We start from the raw sequence: 20988 nt of genomic DNA on the forward strand, positions 1-20988 counted from the left end.
TTTTTAAAAAATTTTGTTTTGAAAACAGCAATTTTCAAACTTTTTTATTTAAGTAGGACAATAAAATTTAAAAAATTTACCCTACTCTTTTAAAGATAGTTTGCAAAATTTTAGGCTTAAATCTAAGCCTAAAAAGCGATAATTTCTATATCGATTTTTGTATTTACTCCTTTAAGCTAGAATTTGCCTTTTAAATTAATTTTCAAGGTGTATAATGTTTGCTTCTTTTTTTGTATCTAAAAAATGGGCCATATGGGCGTATGCTGGGCTTTTTTTACTTTTATTATTTTTATATTTACAAACCAGTTTAAATGTTGCGATTAATGAGTGGTACAAGGATTTTTACAATGTTTTACAAAGTCCTCAAATTACAAATTTAAATGACAACAACAACACTCAACTTTCTTCAAGCGAAAACTCATTTAAAGAAAAAGAAGAGTATATAAAAAACGCAAATGAAATAGCTAAAGAAAATATAGAAAAAGCAAATTTTTTAAATAAATCTTCGCTGTATTATTATCAATTTCTAATTTCTAGTTTTTTTGAGACTCGTAGTATAGGAGTTAAAACGCATTATTCTATACAAGATTTTTATGCCCTAATAGGCGTTTTTTTGTGTATTGCCATTCCCTATGTGATAATTGCTACTATAAATATATATTTTGCTAGTGTTTATGCATTTAAATGGCGAGAGGCTATGACCTTTTCTTATCTTAGATTTTGGAAACAAAAGGACGATAATATAGAAGGTAGTTCTCAAAGAATGCAAGAAGATACTTATAATTTTTCTAAAATCGTTGAGAGATTAGGGCTTTCTTTCATTAGGGCGCTTATGACCTTGGTTGCTTTTATACCCATTCTTTGGGTGTTAAGTTCTCAAGTTAGCCAGGCCTTATTTAGGAATTTAGACCCTGATTCTGCTTTTTATTTTATAAAAAATATAGACGGCTTGTTAGTTTATGTAGCCTTGCTTATATCTATCGGTGGACTTGTTATATCGTGGTTTGTAGGTATTAAACTACCAGGGCTTGAATATAACAATCAAAAGGCTGAGGCTGCTTTTCGTAAAGAATTAGTTTATGCAGAAGATGACCGCAAAAAATACGCAAACAAAGAAACTATAGTAGAACTTTTCACAGGGCTTAAATTTAATTATAAAAGATTGTTTTTGCATTATGGATATTTTAATATTTGGTTGATTTTATTTGAACAAATGATAGTTATAGTGCCTTTTTTAGTAATGGCCCCAAGCTTATTTGCAGGGATTATAGGGCTTGGAATTGTTATGCAAATTAATAACGCCTTTGACCAGGTTAGAAGTTCATTTAGTGTTTTTATCACAAATTGGACTACTATAACAGAACTTAGAAGTATTTATAAGAGGTTAAAAGAATTTCAAGCAAATATCGAGTATAGAAAGGTAAAATAAAATTTGTATATAAAGACAAATTTTATTGACAACCCTCGCATTCAACAGCCCTATCTACCACATTTACCTTTTCACTATCAGGACTTTCGCTTCTTAAATAATAAGTAGATTTTACGCCTAACTCCCACGCAAGTTGATAAATTTCATTTAAATAACCACCACTTGCCTTATCAAGCGATAAAAAGATATTTAAACTTTGGCCCTGGTCTATCCATTTTCCACGCACTGCAGCAGCTTTTACTAGTAATCTTTGGTCTATTTCATAAGCAGGGATGTAGTATTGCCAAGTATCAAGATTTAAATTTGGCACCACAACAGGAATCATTCCACTTAAATTATGCTCAAACCACTTTCTTTTATAAACTGGCTCTATAGTTTGAGTAGTACCTACTAAGATAGAAATAGACGAGGTCGGGGCAATTGCCATTAAATAGCCATTTCTAAGCTTATCTTCCTTAACCTTTGCTTTTAATTTTTCCCAATCGCAAATATTTTGATTAAACAAGCTATCCCTAAAGGTTAATTTTTTTGCCGCGTCACTTGCCACGTCCATAGGAAAAACACCCTTACTCCAATTTGAGCCTTCAAAATCAGGATAAGCACCCTTTTCAACAGCTAAATCAGAACTTGCTAAAATGGTTTCATAGCTTATAAGCTCCATTATCTCATCAATCTTATAAAAATGTTCTTCACTACCCCAATGTATATTATTTTGTGCTAACATTTGGGCCTCGCCCATTACACCAAGGCCTATAGAGCGAGATTTTAAATTTGTATTTTTTACCTTTATGTGAGGGTAAAAATTTAAATCAATCACATTATCAAGCATTCTAACAGCAATAGGTACTACTCTGCGAATATCTTCTTTTGTATTAATCTTACTTAAATTTATACTTGCAAGATTACAAACTGCGGTCTTTCCATCGTTTTTAAATTTTTCAACTATATAAACTTTTTTACCATTTATGCTATCAAGAGTGCTAATTTTTTTAGCTATTTTTTTATAGCCTCCATCTATGATAACTTCTTGCATTTCATCAAAATGCACCTCTTCTTTATCTTCAAAAATTACCTTAATTTGATAATAATTTGGTTCAGTATTTTGAAAAATTTCAGTGCATAAATTTGAACTTCTTATAACGCCTACATGGGAATTTGGGTTGGCTTTATTGGCATTATCTTTAAAGCATAAAAAAGGCATTCCACTTTCAAAATAATTAAGTAAAATTTTCTTCCAAAGTTCTTTAGCATCTACAATGTCTTTTGTTATCTTTTCATTTTTTTCATATTCTTCGTATCTTTTTTCAAACTCTTCCCCATATAAATTGCATAAATCAGGCGTATCGGCTGGGTCAAATAGAGTCCATTTATCATTTTTTCTAACCCTTTTCATAAATAAATCATTTACCCAAAGTGCAGGGAAAAGCTCGTGCGTTCTTCTTCTTTCTTCGCCTGAGTTTTTACGCAAATCTATAAAATCGCTTATATCCATGTGCCAAGTTTCTATATAAACAGCAATGGCTCCTTTTCTAGTACCAAGTTGGTCAACTGCTACTGCTATATCATTTGTAATCTTTAAAAATGGTATGATGCCTCCAGCTGCGTTTTTGTGTCCATCTATACTTCCACCCATAGCACGAACCTGAGACCAATCCCAGCCAATTCCTCCTCCAAATTTAGAAAGCAGGGCCATTTCTTGATAACTATCAAAAATCCCTTCAATATTATCAGACGTACTTCCTATGTAACAAGATGAAAGCTGGTGGCGAGTTGTTCTTGCATTTGAGAGAGTAGGTGTAGCAAGCATTACTTCAAAAGAAGATATTAAATCATAGAATTTTTTTGCCCATTCTTGACAATTAAACTCATTTTGAGCTAAAAACATAGCAATAGCCATAAACATTTGTTGAGGTAGTTCAATAGGCATAGCATTGCTATCCTTAATCAAATACCTATCATATAGGGTTTTAATGCCAAGATAGGTAAATTGTAAATCCCTTTGGGGCTTTAAATAATCATTTAAATCATCTAAATCGTATTTTTCTTTTAAGCCTAGTAAAATTCTACCTGCCTTTTCACCCTTTTCAAAATAATCACGCAAATGATTATAGCGATTCATTCCATTTACTTTTTTATAAAGGTCATATAAAAATAATCTAGCGGCCACAAAGGTCCAATTAGGACAATCAATATCTATTTTTTCAACGGCCGTTTTTATAAGTGTTTTTTGAATTTCTTCTGTTGAAATTCCATCTCTAAATTGAATTTTTGCATCTAGTTCTAACTCGCTTAAACTCACCCCATCAAGCCCTGCTACCGCGTCGCTAGTGCATTTTTTAATCTTAGAAACATCAAGTTCTTCTGTACGTCCGTTTCTCTTAATTACTTTCATCTTTTATCCTTACATTTTTAACGAGATTAATTTACGACAAATTTTATCTAAAAATAACTCAAGGTTATTTAATAAAAAGTCTAAATTAATATCATTGCTTAAATTTTCATAGCTTAAAAAAATCTTATTCATTAAAATTATCCAAATAGTAATTTAAAAATTTACTTAAATCCTTCGAAGAAAAGGTAAAATACCCACCATTTTTTGGCTTATTTATAGTGCGTACATAGCTTATAAAATCATCGCTTTTTATAATTTTTGCAATCTTTATAAAGGGTTCTTTGCTTAAAATATAAAGCCCTGAATACACGCCAAAGCTACTTGGGGCTTTTTGTAATTTAATGGAATTTATATCCTTAATAATGGCATTAATAGCAATTTTATTCTTATAAACATCCCTTATACCCTGACTTCGCCCAAAGGCCCACCAAACATTATCTTTACTTGCCTTATCAAGTTTAGCTTTATTTGATTTTAGATATTTTTGAGTAGCTAAATTTAGCTTAGAAAAATCAATTAATTTTCCCTTTTTATCATAAGGAAAAATGCATTTTTTTATTTCACCAGTAGAACTTTTAATAATAGAAATCTGGTTAAAATCAAAATCAAATTTATCGGCGATAAAAACACTATCATTAAGGGTTGCAAAGGCATTTTTAACAAGGGCTTTTTCTGTGTTTTCATATTTTAAGACATTGCTAAATTTGTTTGAATTTAAGATAATTTTATTATCAAAAAATAGATTTTTATATGAGATATTTTTTTGAAATTCCACCTTTCTTTCATTAAATTTATAATATTTAATATCTTTAAATTTTACATCTTTTACTATCTTGCAAATTGCTGTATAAGTGATTGCATTAAATGGCATAAAATGACCTAAATCACATATCTTTTCACAACTTTGCGTTTTTTGTAAAAATTTTCTAAACTCACTCCCTGCAAGGCTTGTAAAAAAGGAATTTGGACTGATATAACAAAGCGTTCCTCCACTTTTTAGCATATTAAGCCCAAGTTCATAAAAAACGATAAAAATATCACTCATTCCACTTTTTGCAAAGCTAAATTTTTTTACCTTTTCGTATTGATTATTTAGGTTATGTACCCTAATGTAAGGAGGATTTCCTACCACAAAATCTATTTTTTGATTAAATTTATCACAAGTTAAGGTATTATCTAAGATTAAATTAAAATTAATATCTTTTAAGCTAAATTTATTTGTAATTTTATTTAAATTTTTATAGCAATTTTGTAAATTTGTTTTATCAATCTCAATACCAAAAATATTATTTTCAAGCTCATTTTTAAGGCAAGTTAAATCACTTGATTGTTTTAAAAATTCTTTTATATATCTTTTTACAATCTCACATAAAAAAGCTCCATTGCCACAAGAATTATCAATAATTTTTTTATTTAAAATATCTTTTCCAAGATATCCAGCCAAATTTAAAATTTCTTTTACTAAAAAATTTGGTGTAAAAATTTGTCCTAAATTTTTTTTATAAGCTAAATTCATTTTTATATCAACCTAGTACTTTTTTATTTTTATTAAAAGAATTAAAATTTAAGATTAATCTCATTTAAACACTCTATCAAAAATTTTATCAATATTTTTTGTATAGTAAGTATAATCAAAACAAGTTCTTATATCATCTTCGCTTAAATTTTGTCTTAGCTGCGTATCTTGCAATAAAGCTTGTAAAAATAGACTTTCTCCCTTTTCATTTAAGGCATTTTTGCCATTTTGTAAATCTTGCCATACCTTCATAGCGTTTCTTTGCACTATTTTATAGGCATCTTCTCTACTTATATTTTTTAAAGGAAGTTCTAAAAGCACCCTTTGAGAAAAAACCAAGCCCCCTGTTAAATTTAAATTTTTCATCATATTTTTTGGATAAATTAAAAGCTTGTCTATTAAATTTGTAAGTCGAACTAGCATAAAATCAGCCGTTATAAAGCTATCAGGCAAGATAAATCTTTCCACACTTGAATGGCTAATATCTCTTTCATGCCACAAGGCTACATTTTCAAGGGCAGGGGTGACAAAAGAACGAAGTATTCTACAAAGTCCTGTTATATTTTCGCTTAATACAGGATTTCTTTTATGAGGCATAGCCGAACTTCCCTTTTGACCACTTGAAAAATACTCCTCGGCTTCATAAACTTCGGTGCGTTGAAAATGTCTAATATTTACTGCTATTTGTTCGCAACTTGCAGCTAGTATTGCTATAGCACTAATTACTTGTGCGTATCTATCCCTTTGTATAACTTGATTTGAAATAGGGGCTGGTTTTAAGTCTAAAAGTTTGCAAACTTCTTCTTCAAATTCAATTGGGGCATGTGCGAAATTTCCCATTGCCCCACTGATTTTGCCATAATTAATGGTATTTTTAGCATTTATTAAAAGTTCTTTTGCGTTTTTTATCTCATCATACCAAATTCCAAGCACAAGACCGAAACTTATAGGCTCTCCGTGAATTCCATGACTTCTTCCAACCATAAGAGTATCTTTATGCTCAAATGCCCTTTTTTTAATGACTTCCAAAAGTTTTTCTATATCATCTAATAATAAATTTAAGCTATCTTTAATCTGCAAAGCAACGGCTGTATCAATACAATCAGAACTTGTCATTGCATAGTGTATAAAGCGACTTTCTTCTCCTAAACTTTCACTTACGCTTGTTAAAAATGCTATAACATCGTGTTTCGTAACCTTTTCTATTTCATCAATTCTCTTAATATCAAAACTAGCATTTTTTAAAATTTTATCTAAATCATCATTATTTATAAGTCCAAGTTTATTCCAGGCACGAACAGCGGCTAATTCTACCTTTAACCAAGCATCATATTTTGCTTGTAAACCCCATTTTTTAGCCATTTCTTCTCTGCTGTATCTTTGAACCATTATTGAAACCTTTTTAAAGTATAATTTTTTAAAAAAAAAGAAATTAATTGTAACAAATTTTTTTTAAAAAGAGTTAAAAATGCCTTATACAAAAATTAAACTAGCATCTGTTTCAAATAATGGCAAAAAGGCATTTTCTTTGCTTATGAATGAGCTTAATATTCCTATACATAAGGCACAAAGTATTATTGATAAAAAACGTTTATTTTGTAATGATAAATTAGTTATAAAAAAGAATGAACTTTTAAAAGGCGAGATAGAATTAATCGTTTATAAGAGTGAGCCAAGGGGTGTTGAGCTTTGCTTTGAAAATGAAGATTTTGCCGTGCTTGAAAAATTAAGCGGGGTTTTATCTCACCCAAATGGCAGGAATTGTACTTATAGTTTAAGCGATGAAATTTACACACTTTGGGGGCAAAAAGCAGGAATTACTCATAGGCTTGATAGGGAAACCAGTGGTTTAATCATAGTTGCAAAAAATGAAAATATACAAAAAATATTTAAGGCTAAATTTCAAAATGGCGAAATTTATAAAGAATACGAGGCCCTAGTTTATGGTAAAACTCCATTAAAATTTAGTTCAAATAAGCCACTTGCTTTAAGTAAAAATTATGATGATATAAAAACTAGAATGTGCATTGATAAAAATGGTAAAAAGGCATTTAGTGAGTTTGAATTACTTCAATATTTTAAGGATTTTAATATAAGTCTTATAAAATGCCTACCCCATACGGGCAGGCAACATCAATTAAGGCTTCATTTGTTTGATTTAGGATATAAAATTTTAGGGGAGTGTTTATATGGGCTTTGTAAAAAGGATATTGAAAGAATTTTAGATAAAAAAATAAATGATTTAGAAAGAATAAATTTAACCGGTGCTACAAGGCTTTGTTTGCATGCAAGTGTTTTAAAATTTGATTATAAGGGTAGAAATTTTTATATAAAATCTAAAAAAAGTATAAAAAATGAGCTTTTAAATTTAAACAAATTTAAAAGTAATTTTTTAGGCTAATATATTTACCTTGTTTTCTTCTTGATTTTCTTTAACTATATTTACTTGAATGCTTGTAGTATCGTTATTTGCTTGCCCTTGAATTCTTTGCATATTTTTTTCGCTATGTTTTAAGGACTTCATAGCCGATTCTACTTGATTTTGTAACATTGACATATCATAACATTTCATACCATTTGATAAAGTATTTCCTTGCATTTTTTCTCTCCTTTAATAACGAACACAACGCCATCTGCCATTACTTAATTTTTTAATAGCCTTGCAACCTGCTTGTTGTAAAATTTGATTTTTAGAACTTCTACTTGTTATTAGATTTTCTTCCTCTTCATATCCACAAAACGAAGTATTATACGCAAAAGCACTTGTTGAAAATATACAAAGCAAGATAGCTAAACTAATATTTCTCTTCATTTTTTCTCATCGTAAAAATATATTAACCATATCGGTTAGTTTTAACTATGCTAAACTAAATTTTATATTAATATCTTACTTTTTTATTTAAATTTTTAATACACCACTTTTAATCTCTTTTTTAAACTAGAATCTAAATTTAAAAATATTTCTAAGTTTATTTTTTCATAGCCACTTATAAAAACTTCTTTGCTATTTTGGTCTTTAAGACAGTTCAGTACTCCTTTGTCACATTGTGCTATATAAAGTGAATTTTCTCATTCATATAATTTATTAGCTATGATTTTTGTAAGCTTTTTGTCAAGTGTTTTGCCCGAGTTTAACATAAGATTTATTGCCTTATCTTGTGGGCTAAGCTCGCTTGGTGTTTGTAGTTTAAGAGTGTTTTCATCACTTATTAACCTTGGCTTGTCACACAAACTATAAACACAAAAGCCTGTGTCTATCTAAGATTTTGTGCCTTTAACCTTTCTCCAGCCCTTTTTACTCGTTCTATGGTTATATCACTTATTACAGGTTTTTTGCTTAAAAGTTCATTTTTACAAAACTCATAAGCTACCTTGCTTTTATTTTCATTGATTTTTTCATCAAGCTGTACTAAGATAAATTTACGATTGCCATTGTCTTCGCTATTTAGCTACATAAGTGCATGAGCTGTTGTACCACTTCCTGCAAAAAAATCTAGGATAATATCGCCACTAGAATCTGTGCTAGATTCTATGCTATACTCTCTCCATTGCGATATTATTTGAGATTGTGGAGACTTTAGTAAATATTTTATAAGTTCAATTGGTTTTGGATTATTAAATATATTTTCATTGCCCATAATATTTCCTAGTTCAGTTGTTCCATCAGAATTCCAAATGCCACTGATTATAGAATACATTAAGCTTGTATTTTCTGTATTATGTTTACAAATTAGATTAACATTATCATTGTAAGGTTGTAGAAAATATTCACCATTTTTTAATTTTTCATTTATTTCATTAAATTTATTTTGATTAATCAAATTTTCTTTTAAGAAAATATCTAATTCTTCAAACATTAAATTTCTATGGTTTAAAGTTTTATTTGGGTATTTAGCAAATATTTTTTTAATTTTTCATTATTTGTATATTTGCCGTGAATTTTACGCAAAAAATCATTATTAGTATTTGATTTTTCTTTAAATTTATAAAATCCTTTAATATTTGATTTATTTTTAGCATAAATTAAAATATATTCATGTCCTTCATAAAAGTATTTAGCTTGTCCGCCACCTGATTTTTTTTGCCAAACGAAACTAGATACGAAATTTTCTTCCCCAAAAATCTCATCACATAGAATTTTTAAATTCGCTTGTTCGTTATCATCAATTGATATAAATAACTCCATCATTTCTAAGTAAATCCCTAGCAAGTTTAAGACGAGGTAACATAAAGCTAAGCCATGCACTATGGCTTCTACTACTTGTAATGTTTTTGAAAAATTTGAGATTCTCACTTTCTAACTCTTGTCCATTTTCATTTATTTCTAGTAGTCCTATCTCTTTTAAAATTTCTTTATAATCTTCTCTAAAATCATTAGGATAGATAAAATTATCATTTTTTGTATTATAAGGAGGGTCTATGTAAATCATCTTAATTTTTTCATAATATGCTGATTTTAAAAGCTTTAAAACATCAAGATTATCACCACGAATGATTGCATTTTGTGTAGTGTTTTTATTTATACTTTGGGCAGGTTCTAGTTTTAATTCTTTCGTACATGGAGTATTATAAAGTGTGTTTGCAAGTGCCTTACCTGTAAAAGTTAGTTCATACCCTTGCATATTTGCTATATTATCATTTAATCCTAAAAGCGTGGCTATTGCCTTTAAATTTTGGTGTATTTTCACTTATGCTTTGAGGAAAATGTTCTTTTAAATATGCAAAAAGTTCGTTTTTAACTTCTATATTTATATTTAATTCTTGTGCCTTTTGTTTATCTATCATTGTTTGCTCCTTGTAAATTGTTTAAAAGTTCAAATAAAGTTTGTTTATTAATTCTTGTTTCATAATACTTTTATATGTTTAGTAGCCTCGTTTTGCTTTAAATTATCTTGCAGGGCCTTAAAAAATTTCCTCGCATAATCTATCTTTTCTTGTTCTACTTGTGGAATATCCCTTTGTTTCGCAAATAAAAAATATCTTTTCATTGCTATTATTTAGCTTTATAAGATAAGCAAAATCCGGTTCATAAGATTTGCTTGGTGAAATTTTAATTCTAAATTTTGGAAGTTTAGCAAAAACTTGTATTGTTTTATCTGTAAAACTTGTATTTTCTAATATCACTTCTTTTTCAATTTCAGAATCAAAAAGAATTTTAGAAAACAAATAATTTTCGCTTGGTTCTTCATCAATTGCGTATTTTGCCCCAAATTTTTCCTTAGCTATACTTGGTCTTGATTGCCAGATTTATCATAAATAAATCATCATTTGAGAAAGTATGTTCGCCAAATTCGTAACTAACCACGCTCACTAAATATCTATGGATAATATCTTCATAAATTTTTTTTAAAGATTCAAAGGCTGTTTTAGGAGAATTATAAAACTTGTCTTTATCAAGCTTATTAAACATTTCTAGCACAAAATGAAGTGGAATTTTGTTTTTATCTGCAAAATCTAAAAGATTTGTTTGTATAGTTTTATCAAGGCTTGTTGTATAATCTTTATGACTAATTTCTATTTTTTCTTTTTTAATTTGATTAGTGGCAAAGTCAATTTGTGATTTTTCAAAATAAATATATTCTTTTGTGATATTTTCTTTATTAAATTCTGCAATTATTGTATCAAGCAATGATTTTTCATTGATATTTTTATAAACAATTTTTGCACTTTTATTGATATTTTTCCAAAGTTCTTTAAATTCTCTTGTTAAATTTTGGCGAATTTGTACTATTTCTTGATTTTTATTTGCATTGATAACTTGTTCGTGTTTGTTTGGTGATTCTTTAAATCTATTTACAAAATTATTAAACTTATCGCCTAAAAGTTCTTTGACTTTCTCGCTTTGAATGATAGTTTGAAAATTTGGTTGTTTTGTGTAGTTATCATTTATTTTTTCATATTCTATAGCCTTATTATCTTCTAAATAATTAATAAGTTTATTTGTTTGTTGTTCGCTTAATCCTAAATTTTTTAATATCTTACTATTTAAATATTCTACTTCAAAGCTGAAATATTTAATTTCTTGCTGTAAGCCTTCTATAAATTGCCTTTCTTCACTACTTACGACAATATCTAGGCGATTTATATCATAAAATTTATTAGAATCTTCATTTAAAAAATTATGCGTGATTCTTTGACCATCCGAATTAACACAAAGCTAAGCCCACGTCCTACTTGCTGATGACGACTTGTATCTGTGCTAGAATTAGCAAGTTTAACAAGGGTAAAGATATTTGGATTATCCCAGCCTTCTTGCAGTGCCCAAACGCTAAAAATAAATCTTAAAGGCGTATCAAAAGATAAAAGTCTTTCTTTATCTTTTAAAATCAAAATAATATCATCGGCTAATTTATCTTCTTGGGTCTTGCCTTTGCTATGAGAATCACCACTAAAATAGCCTTGATGCACTCTTAGTTCTCCACTATCATCAAAGTCTTTTTGCAAAAATGCCTTATATTCTTGCAAAATGTCTTGCTTTAAAATTTCTTGTTGTTTTTTGCTTATAAAGTCTTTCAAATTTTTTTTAATAAAAGCAGACTCACCACGAAAATCATTTATATTTGGGATAAAAAATAAGCTTAAAGCCTTAATATTTTGAGAAAATAAAATTTGTTCTTTTTTTAAAATGCAATTCAATAGCCTTTTTTAAAAGATTTGAAATTTCTTCATTGCTTAGCTTATAGTTATTTTTGGTTTCTAAGGTAGTTTTATCACTTAAATATACTTTGCTTTTTGCTAAATTTTCTAGTGTGATATTATGAAATTTAGAATCTATACTACCTAAACTCTCGCCCTTTTTTATTTTAGTAAATTTTTCAATTCCACTAAGAAAATATGAGAATTTTGCTTTTTTATTTTTACTATCAGTACAAAGCAATCTTAAATTTTCATTTGATTCTACCAAAGTATGTACTTGAATTTGTTTTACTAAGTACTCATTAAAAGCAAGTATAGAATCTAAACGATACGCCATATTGCTTAACACATAATCTTTATCTTTTGGAAAAGTAGCACCAAAACGAAAATAAAGCGAATTTAGCTTTTTAAAATTTTGACTAAATTTATCCCCTATAAGTAAATGTGGCTCGTCTATAATGGCTATTGGTTTTAAATCTATGATATTTTCAAAAATGCTTTTTGTATTAAATAAATTTTCACTTTTTCTATTTAAAATATTATCTTTTTTATCTATAGCACTATTGGTTAAAATTGGCACAGATAATTCATCTTGATTTTTTATAATGATTAATTATGCTACTTTGAGATTTAGAATCTGTGTAATAATAGGTTTTAAGATAGCTTTTGTACTCATTATAAAATATGATTTAGTAAGATTTATATTTTGTTTTACAGATTCTAAAATAGCCCGCCTTGGAACAAAGATAATAAATTTATTTTGCTTATAGATTTTGTGTAATTCAAAAATAAGATTAAGATAAGTAAAGGTCTTACCCGTGCCGGTTTCCATTACAATATCTATATTTAAATTCTTACTTATTGTTTTAATAGCAAGTTCATTTTTACTTTGATAAAAAGCTTTTAAGCATTCTTGTAAATTTGTTATATTATGGTTTTTAAAATCAAAGCCACTTAAAAGTGAAATGATATTATTAATACAATCTTGCTGGTATTGTTGCTTTTCAAAAATCATTAAATATCCTCAAATTTAATATTTTCTAAGTAAATTTTGTATTTTATCAAAAACTAAATAAAAAAAGTTATAAGGCAAAACTAGGTCGTAAAATTTAATTTTTAAATCTTAGTTAAATTTAGTCTTAATATTTAATAAAAATTAATTTTCAAAGGTTAAAATCATTTTTAAATTTAAAATAAAGGAAAAAATATGAATTATCCAAAGGCTATTGGAGCTTATAGTGTTTATAGAAAGGCAAATGGCTTTTTATTTGCATCGGGTCAAATTCCATTAAATCCTGCAACAAATACCATTGAAACAAGTGATATCAAGGGTCAAACCAAACAAGTTTTAGAAAATATCAAAGGCATTTTAGATGAAAATAACTTAGGCTTTGAAGATATCATTAAGACAACTTGCTTTTTAGCTGATATTGCCGATTTTAAAGACTTTAACGAGGTGTATTCTAGCTTTTTTAACGCCCCGTACCCAGCCCGTTCTGCTGTGGCTGTTAAAGACCTACCAAAAAATGCAAAAATTGAGATCGAAATTATCGCTTTTAAGGCTTAGATTTAAGCCTTAAATTTTTTATTGTAAAAAGAGTAGGGTAAAGCCCAAAATGCAAATAAATCACTAAAAATTTCACTCAATTCATCGAACCTAAAATTACATATGTGCGACTTGATAAGGCTTTAAAATTTTCATTTTTGCTAAGCAAAACGCAGGTTTTACTTTTTGAAGTACTAGTAAAATCTGCATTTTCTAAATTTTGTATATCGCCTCCATTTGCTACGGCTTCTATGGCTGATTTTACCGAAGAATTACTTGAAATTCCCATTAAAACAAAATCGCTTTTTTCCACAAAAACTAAGCTTATACACTTTTCATCATCGCCAACCTTAAAGCCAACATCGCTATAAGCTAGGCTTAAATCCACATTTTCCACCCCACTAACATTACTCATAGTACTAATTTTTGCTAGTGAGTCATTTTTTAAGGCATAAACATTTATATCATTTATAAGCGTTTTAAGATTATTTAAAGCCTTGCTAAGTTCGGCCTCATCTTTACTTGAGTCAAATTTTGGTAAGGCAATGGTAGCTAAAACGCCTAAGATTATAATCACAAAAATAAGTTCTAAAACCGTAAAAGCCCTTTTCATAATCTCTCCTAAATATGCGTAAAATTGGTATTTTTAGGGTGTAAAATGTTTTGATTTATGGGTGTAAAATTTTTCTTTTCATACTCATCAATGCCATTTCTTGCAATCATCAAAGCATTATCGGCACAATATTTTAAGGGTGCAAGTTTTAAAGCACAATTATATTTTTTACATAAAATTTCAAGTCTAGTTCTTAAATTTAAATTCGCACTTGCTCCACCAACTACGCCAAAAATTTTAAAATTTTCTTTTTTAAAAATCATTTCTAATTTATCTAAGATATGCTCACACGCTGCATTTTCAAAGCCATAAGCTATCTCACTTTTTATATTTTCATCTAAATTTTCATAACTTAAAATTTTAAGTCTTACTTGATTTTTAAGCCCTGAAAAGCTGTAATAACACTCCTTGCTATGCTTTAAGGGCACAGAAAAACTTATATTTTTATACCTTGCCTTTTTTGCTAAATTTTCAATGACAACCCCGCCTGGATAGCCTAAATTCATCATCTTAGCTACCTTATCAAAACTTTCACCAAAGCTATCATCGCTAGTTTTTGCTAAAATTATAAGCTTGCCATTTTTATCAAGCTTTAAAACCATGGTGTGACCACCACTTACAAGCAAAATTCCCATATTAAAACAAAGTTTTTCATTTAAAAATAAAGAATAAATATGCCCTTTTAAGTGATTAATAGCAATTAGGGGGATTTTTAAGCTAAGCGCTAAAACCTTTGCCATAGAAATTCCACTTAATAAACTTACACTAAGACCTGGTTCATTTGTAACTGCTATGGCACAAAGGTCCTTAAAATAGTCCTTGCATTCTTCTAAAATTTTAGGTAAAGCAAAGCTGTGAAGCCTTGCGGCAAGTTCAGGTACCACTCCTCCAAATTTAAAATGTTCTTTTTCTTGGGATATTTTTTTATAAAAAAGGCAATCAAAATTGTCCTTATTAATGATAGCTATAGAACTATCATCACAAGAACTTTCAATGCCTAAGATTAAATTTTTCATTCAAATTCCACGAGTATAGAACCTAAGAATTTATCCTTTTTTCCAGCCTTTTGTATCAAAGACATATCAATAGGCTTTGTATTTTTAATAAATTTGCTACCACTTTCATATTCTAGTAGTTGAGGTAGCTTTGCAGACCTTAATTCATAAAATTCAACCCTATAAATTTTACCTGCCTTGTCAAGTGAGTATTGAGTTTGCATTTTTGATTTATTTATAATTATATTGCTTTCATCGCCATAATAATTAAAGCCTATAACATTTACTCGCACACCTTGAATTTTAGGTATAAGAAAATTTTCCTTAACCTTTACCTTAGTAGCAAAAGGTACATTCATCTCAAGTCCATCAAGCTTAATATCCACGCCATCAAAGGCATAAGAAAATTCTAAATATTCAGGGTAAATATGGGCTTGAAAATTATTGCCATATTGTATGTAAAAAGCATTATCCTTAGCTACAACGGCGATAAGTTCGTTATTTGTATCATAGGTTAAATCGCTATTTATAGGGAAAGGAACGAATTTAATAATAGGTCTTGGTTGCCTTAAATAAAGTAAGGTTCTACCATCAAATAATTTTACCTCCACCTCTCTTTCAATGGCCTCTTTAACACCTTGGGGGCTTAAATCAAAATCGCGTGTAAATTCAATACCTGCTGTTTTTAGATAATTTTCAACGGCTATTAAATGATAATACGCCCTAACATGAACTGGCAAATTCTTACTTGCCTCGTTTGCAAAGGCTGCTTTATTATTTGATATAACATAGTAAGTTAAGGCTTTTAGCATTTCAGTATCATTTACTTCATCTGTTTTTGTATTTTTAAGATAATAAGCATGTTTTGGGTCAATCAAAGAAGCATTTACTTTTTTAACCGTTTGCTGGGCTATTTTTTCAAGGTCATGATACTTACTAGCGTTTATTTCCTTAGTATCAATAACGCTTGAGTTTCCCCATCTGTTTGGATTTTTCATAGCATCAATATAATTTGGTCTATAAAATCCCCAGCCATCGTGCAAATTTATAACCATGCCAACTTCTGGTAGATTGATTAATTCTTTAATGCGAGTAACGGTTTTATAATCAGGGTCCTTTGGACTAATATTTGCAAATTTTCGGTTTAAATCCCCGTTTGTGCCACGACTTCTTTTAATAATGCTATCAAAAGCTAAATTTGGTGCTACTATAATCTCACCCTTTGTAATGGTATAATCGCTTAACAATAAACTTGCAGCATGAAAGCCACCAGGTTCATCTCCTTGAATTCCACCAAAGATAAGAACCGTGTTATTATCATCTAAATTCTTACCATTAATGCCCACCGTAAAATCAAGTTGCTCAGCACCTAAAAGTAAAATAAATGAAAAAAATATTATCAAATATCTCATATTTTTTAACTCCTTTTCACAAATTCTCTCACCTTCAAATCGCACTCAAAAATTTCTTCTATATTATCTAGTTTTGGCGTTTGAAAATGGTCTAAACTTAAAAATATTTTTTTTGCAATATCGATAAATTTAATATGTCCTTTTAAGAATTCACTAACAGCTATTTCATTAGCAGCATTGATTATAACGCCTAAATTTGGTTCTTTTAATATCCTATTTTTTAGGCTAAAAATAGGATATTTTTTAAGATTAATTTTATGAAATTTTATACTTGCTAGATTGCTAAAATCAACAGCTTTTATTATTTGTCTGCTATGCCTAGAAAAAATGGCTTGTGCTATGCTAAGTTGCATATTTGGTCTTGAAAAATAAGCAGAAGTACCCCCATCATAAAATTCACACATAGCATGAACTATGGAATTTGGTTCTATTAAGGCATCAATATTTTTAAAGCGATATAAATGATAAGCTTCTATTATCTCAAAAAGCTTATTTGCCATTGTCGCACTATCTATTGTAATCTTTGAACCCATTTTCCAATTAGGGTGCTTTAAGGCTTCCTTTGTATTTAAATTTTTTAAAGAATTTTGATTAAGTTTAAAGGTAGCCCCACCACTTGCAGTAATATAAAGCTTTTTAATATGTTCTTTTTTATCAAGCAAAATTTTTAAGGCACAATGTTCGCTATCTATAGGATTAATCTTTGCCTTGTGTAAGAATTTGCCACCAACTACTAAGCTTTCTTTATTTGCAAGGGCTATAGTTTTATTAAGCTCACTAGCCTTTAAAGTGCTTTTAAGTCCAGCAAAGCCAACAATAGCATTTAAAAAAAGCTCATCCTCGCACTCACTTAAAATTTTTTCTAAGCCCTTTTGACCCGAAAAAACATGCTTATGATTGATTAAGCTTTTATCTTTTTTATTTTTAATACAAACAAAATCAGGCTTAAAAAGTTCGATTTGTTTATTTAAAAGTCTTATATTTTCCCCACATGCCAAGGCACTTATTTTTAATTTTGCTCTTTTGGCAAGTTTTAAAGCATTTATCCCAATGCTACCTGTGCTTCCAAAAACTATCATGCAAAGGCAACCATTACAAACGAAGCTATAATTATGGCATCAATTCTGTCTAAAATGCCACCATGTCCAGGTATTAACTCGCTACTATCTTTAATGTCAGCAACCCTTTTAAAATAACTTTCAATCAAATCGCCAATCACAGCAAAAACAGCAACTAAAAAGGATAAAATCAAGCTTTTAAAAAAACTAAATTCATAAAGCCCTACTAGCATTCCTATAAAGGTAGCTACTAAAATTCCACCTATAACGCCTTCCATAGTTTTTTTAGGGCTAGTCTTTGAAAAAGGCGTATTTCCTATCATTTTGCCTATAAAGTAAGCACCACTATCACAGCAAATAACACTTAATATAAGCCAAAATACAACAAAAATTCCATTATCTAAATATACTTGCCAAAGTGCTAAAATAGGAATAACAGGATATAGATAAATAAGGGCAGGTTTTAAAGAATCAGCCTTTATAAAGGCTAGATAACCAAGCATTAAAATAAAGGCTAAAATTCCACAAAGCAAGGCTTCTTCAAAAAAGGTACCAATTAAAAAGGCTATGGCTACTAGGATAATGTTAGAATCAAGATTAAAAAGCTTTTTTGATTCGTTAAAAGCAAAATATAATAAAAGTGCTATGATGACAAAATTTAAGATAAAACTATTAATCAACATAACAAGCACAAAAGCTGCAAACATAACCAAACCCCAAACTATCCTAGTGCTATCAAACATTTTTATCCTTTAAATACTTATATCAAGGCGATGAGAATTTTCTTTATCCTTATACTCTTCCACCTCTTCTTCTTCGGCTTTCATCTTAGCTTCTTTTTCTTCTTTTTCCCTACGTTTCTTTTCCTCTTCTTCTTGTTTTTCTTTAATCTCTTCTTTTAACTCTTGGCTTTCATTAACCTTTTCAAGTTTATCGACAACCTTTTCTTTTTCGTTAAATTCGTTTAGATTCATAACGGAAGCAAAGCCTTCTTTGGCGATTTCATTACTTAGTTGAGTGGCGGGCATGGTCATATTTTGATTGACTAAATTCATACTTCCAATGGGACTTAGAGCCATTTTCACTCCTTTATAATATTGATACTTTTGAAATTTGTGTAATTTACAAAGGCCTTTTGCCTAATCTTTACAAAATTTCTGCTTGTATAATCGACCAAATAAGTACCGGGCTTTAAATTAGAAAAATTTACACAAATCTTTGCCGTAAATTGTACCACTTCTTCACTAATTTTTTGCTTATTTGTGTATAAAATCGCATGAGAACTAGAAAAATTCTTTACATGAAACCACAAATCATCCTTTTTAGCACTTTTTAATAAAAGCTCATTCCCATTTTCATTTTTCCCAACACCTATTTTATAATCATTAAAATAAAAATACGCAATATCGCCTTCTTTTTTTTCTTGCTTAGTCCTTTGGCTTGTTTTTTTAGGTAGTAAAATTTCAAGTTCAAAAAGACTTACTGCCTTGCTTAAAAGCTCTTTTAAATTTTCATAAAATTTTAATTTATCGTTTAAATTTTGCCTTTGTATATTAATGTTTTTAGCCCTTTGCTTTGCCTTTTTAGCCTCTTTGTAAAATAAATTTGCACTTTCTTTAGGACTATATTCAAGTTTAAAATTTATTATGTTTTCTTCAAAGTCAAGCAAAGAAAATTCCCTTTCATAATCTTTTAGCTTGCTTAAATTTGCAAATAATATATCAGCCTTCTTACTTAAATTTAGTGCCCTTTCTAAACATTCATTTTCACTTTGCAAGGAAGTTAAATTTTCTTTTAGGGCATTGATTTTTTTATTAATTTGCAAAATTTTATTTTCTTTTGTGTTTTGCATTTTTTTATTATTAATTGCTTTAAATTTATTTTGAAAATATTCTTTGAAATTTGTAATTTCTATATTTTTATTATCCATTTTAAATGGTTTTAAGGATTCTAATTTTAAGCCAGGTTTTATTACCCTATAACTTTTATCAATGTGGCGAAGTGCTTCTATTATAATATTTTTTGTATCAGTTATAATCACATTTGTATTTTTACCTGTAAATTCAAAATAAATAAGGCTTTCATAGTGTTTATAAGCCCTTTGTGCATTTAGTTTAAAAACAAGGACCCTATTATTTGGCAGAAGTGAAATTTTACTAATATTTGTAGAATTTAGGTATTTTTTAAGCATAAAATCAAAGGGTGCGTTATAATCTTTCTTGCTTAACTTTGCTTGGTAAATAGCACTTTCATTTCTATTTAAATCAAAAATGAAAGGTTCCTTATCAAAACTTAGTTCAAAAACATTATCATCAATTCTTTTAATAAAATCAATTTTTTTATATTTTGTAAAAAAATCTTTTATCAGTAAAAGTTCCATATATTTCATTTTGAAATTATAAAACAAATAATATTTAAAAAGCCTTTTTTTAAAGTATTTAAGTTTTGTAAAATTTTATCATAATTACATAAAAAATACTATTTAAAATTTTAATTATTATTTATTAAGTTTTGTATTAGCTTGAAAGTTATACTATTTGCGAAATTTTCACAAAAAGGAACAAAATGTTTTCAAGTTTAAAAACAAAAATTTCAGCACTAGGCCTTAGTTTTCTATTGGTTATTATCATAAGTTTTTCCATTTTTTACACTAACAATGAAAGAAGTATAGATTTAATTACGCAGGAAAATTATAATATCCTTAAAGAACAAACCGAAGATAGGGTTAAGGACTTAACTATGTCCATGGCAGATGCTTTAGGTAATCTTGTAAAAAATGCTAAAAGCAATGAAGAAAAAATCGCCATAATAGCAGATGCCATAGAAACTTTTCGTTTTGAAAATGATAAAAGTGGTTATTTTTACTCCTATCAAAGAACGATAAATGTCGCACACCCTGTTAGAAAGGACCTTTTAGGTAAGGATTTAAAAGATGCAAAGGATGCTGATGGGGTAGCTTATGTAAGTGATTTATACAAGGCTGCAAAAATGGGGGGGGGGCTTTGTAAATTTTAATTTTACTAAACCTCAAAAGGATGGAAGTAATATAATAGCCTTAAAAAACTCATACGCTCAAATGATACCAAATACCGATGATATATGGATTTCAACTGCTATTTATATAGATACCTTAGGTCAAAAAGCAGATACCCTAATACAACCTATTGAAAATAATATGAAAAGTAGATTTATAACCTCTATTGTAGTAGCCTTTATTTGTGTACTTATAATAATGGTTTTTGTATGGATTTTTCAAAAAAAGTTAATTTTATCTATACATATTCTTCAAAACAACGCTAGTGTCTTTTTTGATTATCTAAATAACAAAACAAATAAAAGTCAAATTCTACCACCTGCAACAAGGGATGAATTAGGAGAAATTGCACACGCC

The 20988-nt window shown here is 28.7% G+C and carries 17 protein-coding genes and 3 pseudogenes; 5 read left to right on the forward strand and 15 right to left on the reverse strand.

Going from position 1 to position 20988, the window contains the following annotated elements; genetic code table 11:
* The first annotated feature begins 214 nt into the window (after positions 1-214).
* Positions 215-1429, forward strand: coding sequence for a putative transporter (locus FMM56_RS07720; RefSeq protein WP_150152078.1), 1215 nt, complete (start codon positions 215-217; stop codon positions 1427-1429).
* Between the two features lie 22 nt (positions 1430-1451).
* Here the strand turns inward: FMM56_RS07720 and FMM56_RS07725 are convergent, their stop codons facing one another.
* Genes FMM56_RS07725 through purB form a run of 4 tightly spaced genes read right to left on the reverse strand, consistent with a single transcriptional unit; the run spans position 1452 to position 6726 of the window.
* Positions 1452-3821, reverse strand: coding sequence for a ribonucleoside-diphosphate reductase subunit alpha (locus FMM56_RS07725; RefSeq protein WP_150141679.1), 2370 nt, complete (start codon positions 3819-3821; stop codon positions 1452-1454).
* 9 nt (positions 3822-3830) lie between these two features.
* Positions 3831-3953, reverse strand: a complete 123-nt coding sequence (locus FMM56_RS09260; RefSeq protein ID WP_263312625.1) for a hypothetical protein — start codon at positions 3951-3953, stop codon at positions 3831-3833.
* Positions 3946-5337 carry an Eco57I restriction-modification methylase domain-containing protein gene (locus FMM56_RS07730; protein ID WP_150141680.1) on the reverse strand — a complete coding sequence of 464 codons (1392 nt, stop codon included), beginning with the start codon at positions 5335-5337 and terminating at the stop codon, positions 3946-3948. Before FMM56_RS07730 ends, FMM56_RS09260 begins: the two co-directional genes overlap by 8 nt.
* 60 nt (positions 5338-5397) lie before the next feature.
* Positions 5398-6726 (reverse strand): adenylosuccinate lyase, encoded by a 1329-nt coding sequence (gene purB / locus FMM56_RS07735; protein WP_150141681.1) that lies wholly within the window; start codon positions 6724-6726, stop codon positions 5398-5400.
* A 79-nt stretch (positions 6727-6805) separates the two neighbouring features.
* Here purB and FMM56_RS07740 point away from each other — a divergent pair, with 79 nt between their 5' ends.
* Complete coding sequence (locus tag FMM56_RS07740) at positions 6806-7738, forward strand: RluA family pseudouridine synthase (protein WP_150141682.1); 933 nt, start codon at positions 6806-6808, stop codon at positions 7736-7738.
* On the opposite strand, the gene FMM56_RS07745 is transcribed toward FMM56_RS07740, so the two are convergent.
* The 4 genes and pseudogenes from FMM56_RS07745 to FMM56_RS09440 all read right to left on the reverse strand — a co-directional run bounded on the left by FMM56_RS07745 (position 7730) and on the right by FMM56_RS09440 (position 12988).
* Positions 7730-7936, reverse strand: a complete 207-nt coding sequence (locus tag FMM56_RS07745; RefSeq protein ID WP_150141683.1) for a hypothetical protein — start codon at positions 7934-7936, stop codon at positions 7730-7732. The genes FMM56_RS07740 and FMM56_RS07745 overlap by 9 nt on opposite strands.
* A gap of 12 nt (positions 7937-7948) precedes the next feature.
* A complete protein-coding gene (locus tag FMM56_RS07750; RefSeq protein ID WP_150141684.1) occupies positions 7949-8149 on the reverse strand; it encodes a hypothetical protein in 201 nt (66 codons plus the stop codon).
* Positions 8150-8244: 95 nt separating this feature from the next.
* Positions 8245-10122: pseudogene (locus FMM56_RS09435) on the reverse strand (site-specific DNA-methyltransferase).
* Positions 10112-12988: pseudogene (locus tag FMM56_RS09440) on the reverse strand (DEAD/DEAH box helicase family protein). Before FMM56_RS09440 ends, FMM56_RS09435 begins: the two co-directional pseudogenes overlap by 11 nt.
* A gap of 192 nt (positions 12989-13180) precedes the next feature.
* Between FMM56_RS09440 and FMM56_RS07765 the strand changes: the two are divergent.
* On the forward strand, positions 13181-13540 hold the full coding sequence (locus FMM56_RS07765) for a Rid family detoxifying hydrolase (RefSeq protein WP_150141685.1): 360 nt from the start codon (positions 13181-13183) through the stop codon (positions 13538-13540).
* 76 nt (positions 13541-13616) lie between these two features.
* Here the strand turns inward: FMM56_RS07765 and FMM56_RS07770 are convergent, their stop codons facing one another.
* Genes FMM56_RS07770 through FMM56_RS07800 form a run of 7 tightly spaced genes read right to left on the reverse strand, consistent with a single transcriptional unit; the run spans position 13617 to position 19986 of the window.
* Complete coding sequence (locus FMM56_RS07770; RefSeq protein WP_150141686.1) at positions 13617-14132, reverse strand: type II secretion system protein; 516 nt, start codon at positions 14130-14132, stop codon at positions 13617-13619.
* A gap of 8 nt (positions 14133-14140) precedes the next feature.
* Positions 14141-15148 carry a tRNA (adenosine(37)-N6)-threonylcarbamoyltransferase complex transferase subunit TsaD gene (gene tsaD, locus FMM56_RS07775; RefSeq protein ID WP_150141687.1) on the reverse strand — a complete coding sequence of 336 codons (1008 nt, stop codon included), beginning with the start codon at positions 15146-15148 and terminating at the stop codon, positions 14141-14143.
* Entirely contained in the window at positions 15145-16539 is a 1395-nt protein-coding gene (locus FMM56_RS07780; RefSeq protein WP_150208275.1) for a M99 family carboxypeptidase catalytic domain-containing protein, read from the reverse strand. Before FMM56_RS07780 ends, tsaD begins: the two co-directional genes overlap by 4 nt.
* A gap of 5 nt (positions 16540-16544) precedes the next feature.
* The gene (dxr, locus tag FMM56_RS07785) at positions 16545-17618 is read right to left on the reverse strand and encodes a 1-deoxy-D-xylulose-5-phosphate reductoisomerase (protein ID WP_150208277.1); all 1074 of its coding nucleotides are present in this window, start codon (positions 17616-17618) and stop codon (positions 16545-16547) included.
* Complete coding sequence (locus FMM56_RS07790) at positions 17615-18340, reverse strand: phosphatidate cytidylyltransferase (protein ID WP_150208280.1); 726 nt, start codon at positions 18338-18340, stop codon at positions 17615-17617. Before FMM56_RS07790 ends, dxr begins: the two co-directional genes overlap by 4 nt.
* Positions 18341-18349: 9 nt before the next feature.
* Positions 18350-18676: a hypothetical protein gene (locus FMM56_RS07795; RefSeq protein WP_150141691.1), complete on the reverse strand. Its 327-nt coding sequence runs from the start codon at positions 18674-18676 to the stop codon at positions 18350-18352.
* A 2-nt stretch (positions 18677-18678) separates the two neighbouring features.
* Entirely contained in the window at positions 18679-19986 is a 1308-nt protein-coding gene (locus FMM56_RS07800; protein WP_150141692.1) for an NFACT RNA binding domain-containing protein, read from the reverse strand.
* A 176-nt stretch (positions 19987-20162) separates the two neighbouring features.
* Between FMM56_RS07800 and FMM56_RS07805 the strand changes: the two genes are divergently transcribed.
* Both FMM56_RS07805 and FMM56_RS07810 read left to right on the forward strand, forming a co-directional pair.
* Positions 20163-20612 (forward strand): cache domain-containing protein, encoded by a 450-nt coding sequence (locus tag FMM56_RS07805; RefSeq protein WP_150152081.1) that lies wholly within the window; start codon positions 20163-20165, stop codon positions 20610-20612.
* Positions 20563-20988: pseudogene (locus FMM56_RS07810) on the forward strand (chemotaxis protein); the annotation flags it as partial. The gene FMM56_RS07805 and the pseudogene FMM56_RS07810, both read left to right, overlap by 50 nt.

Origin of the sequence: Campylobacter sp. LR264d (assembly GCF_008633895.1) — a bacterium.
Classification (GTDB): domain Bacteria; phylum Campylobacterota; class Campylobacteria; order Campylobacterales; family Campylobacteraceae; genus Campylobacter_D.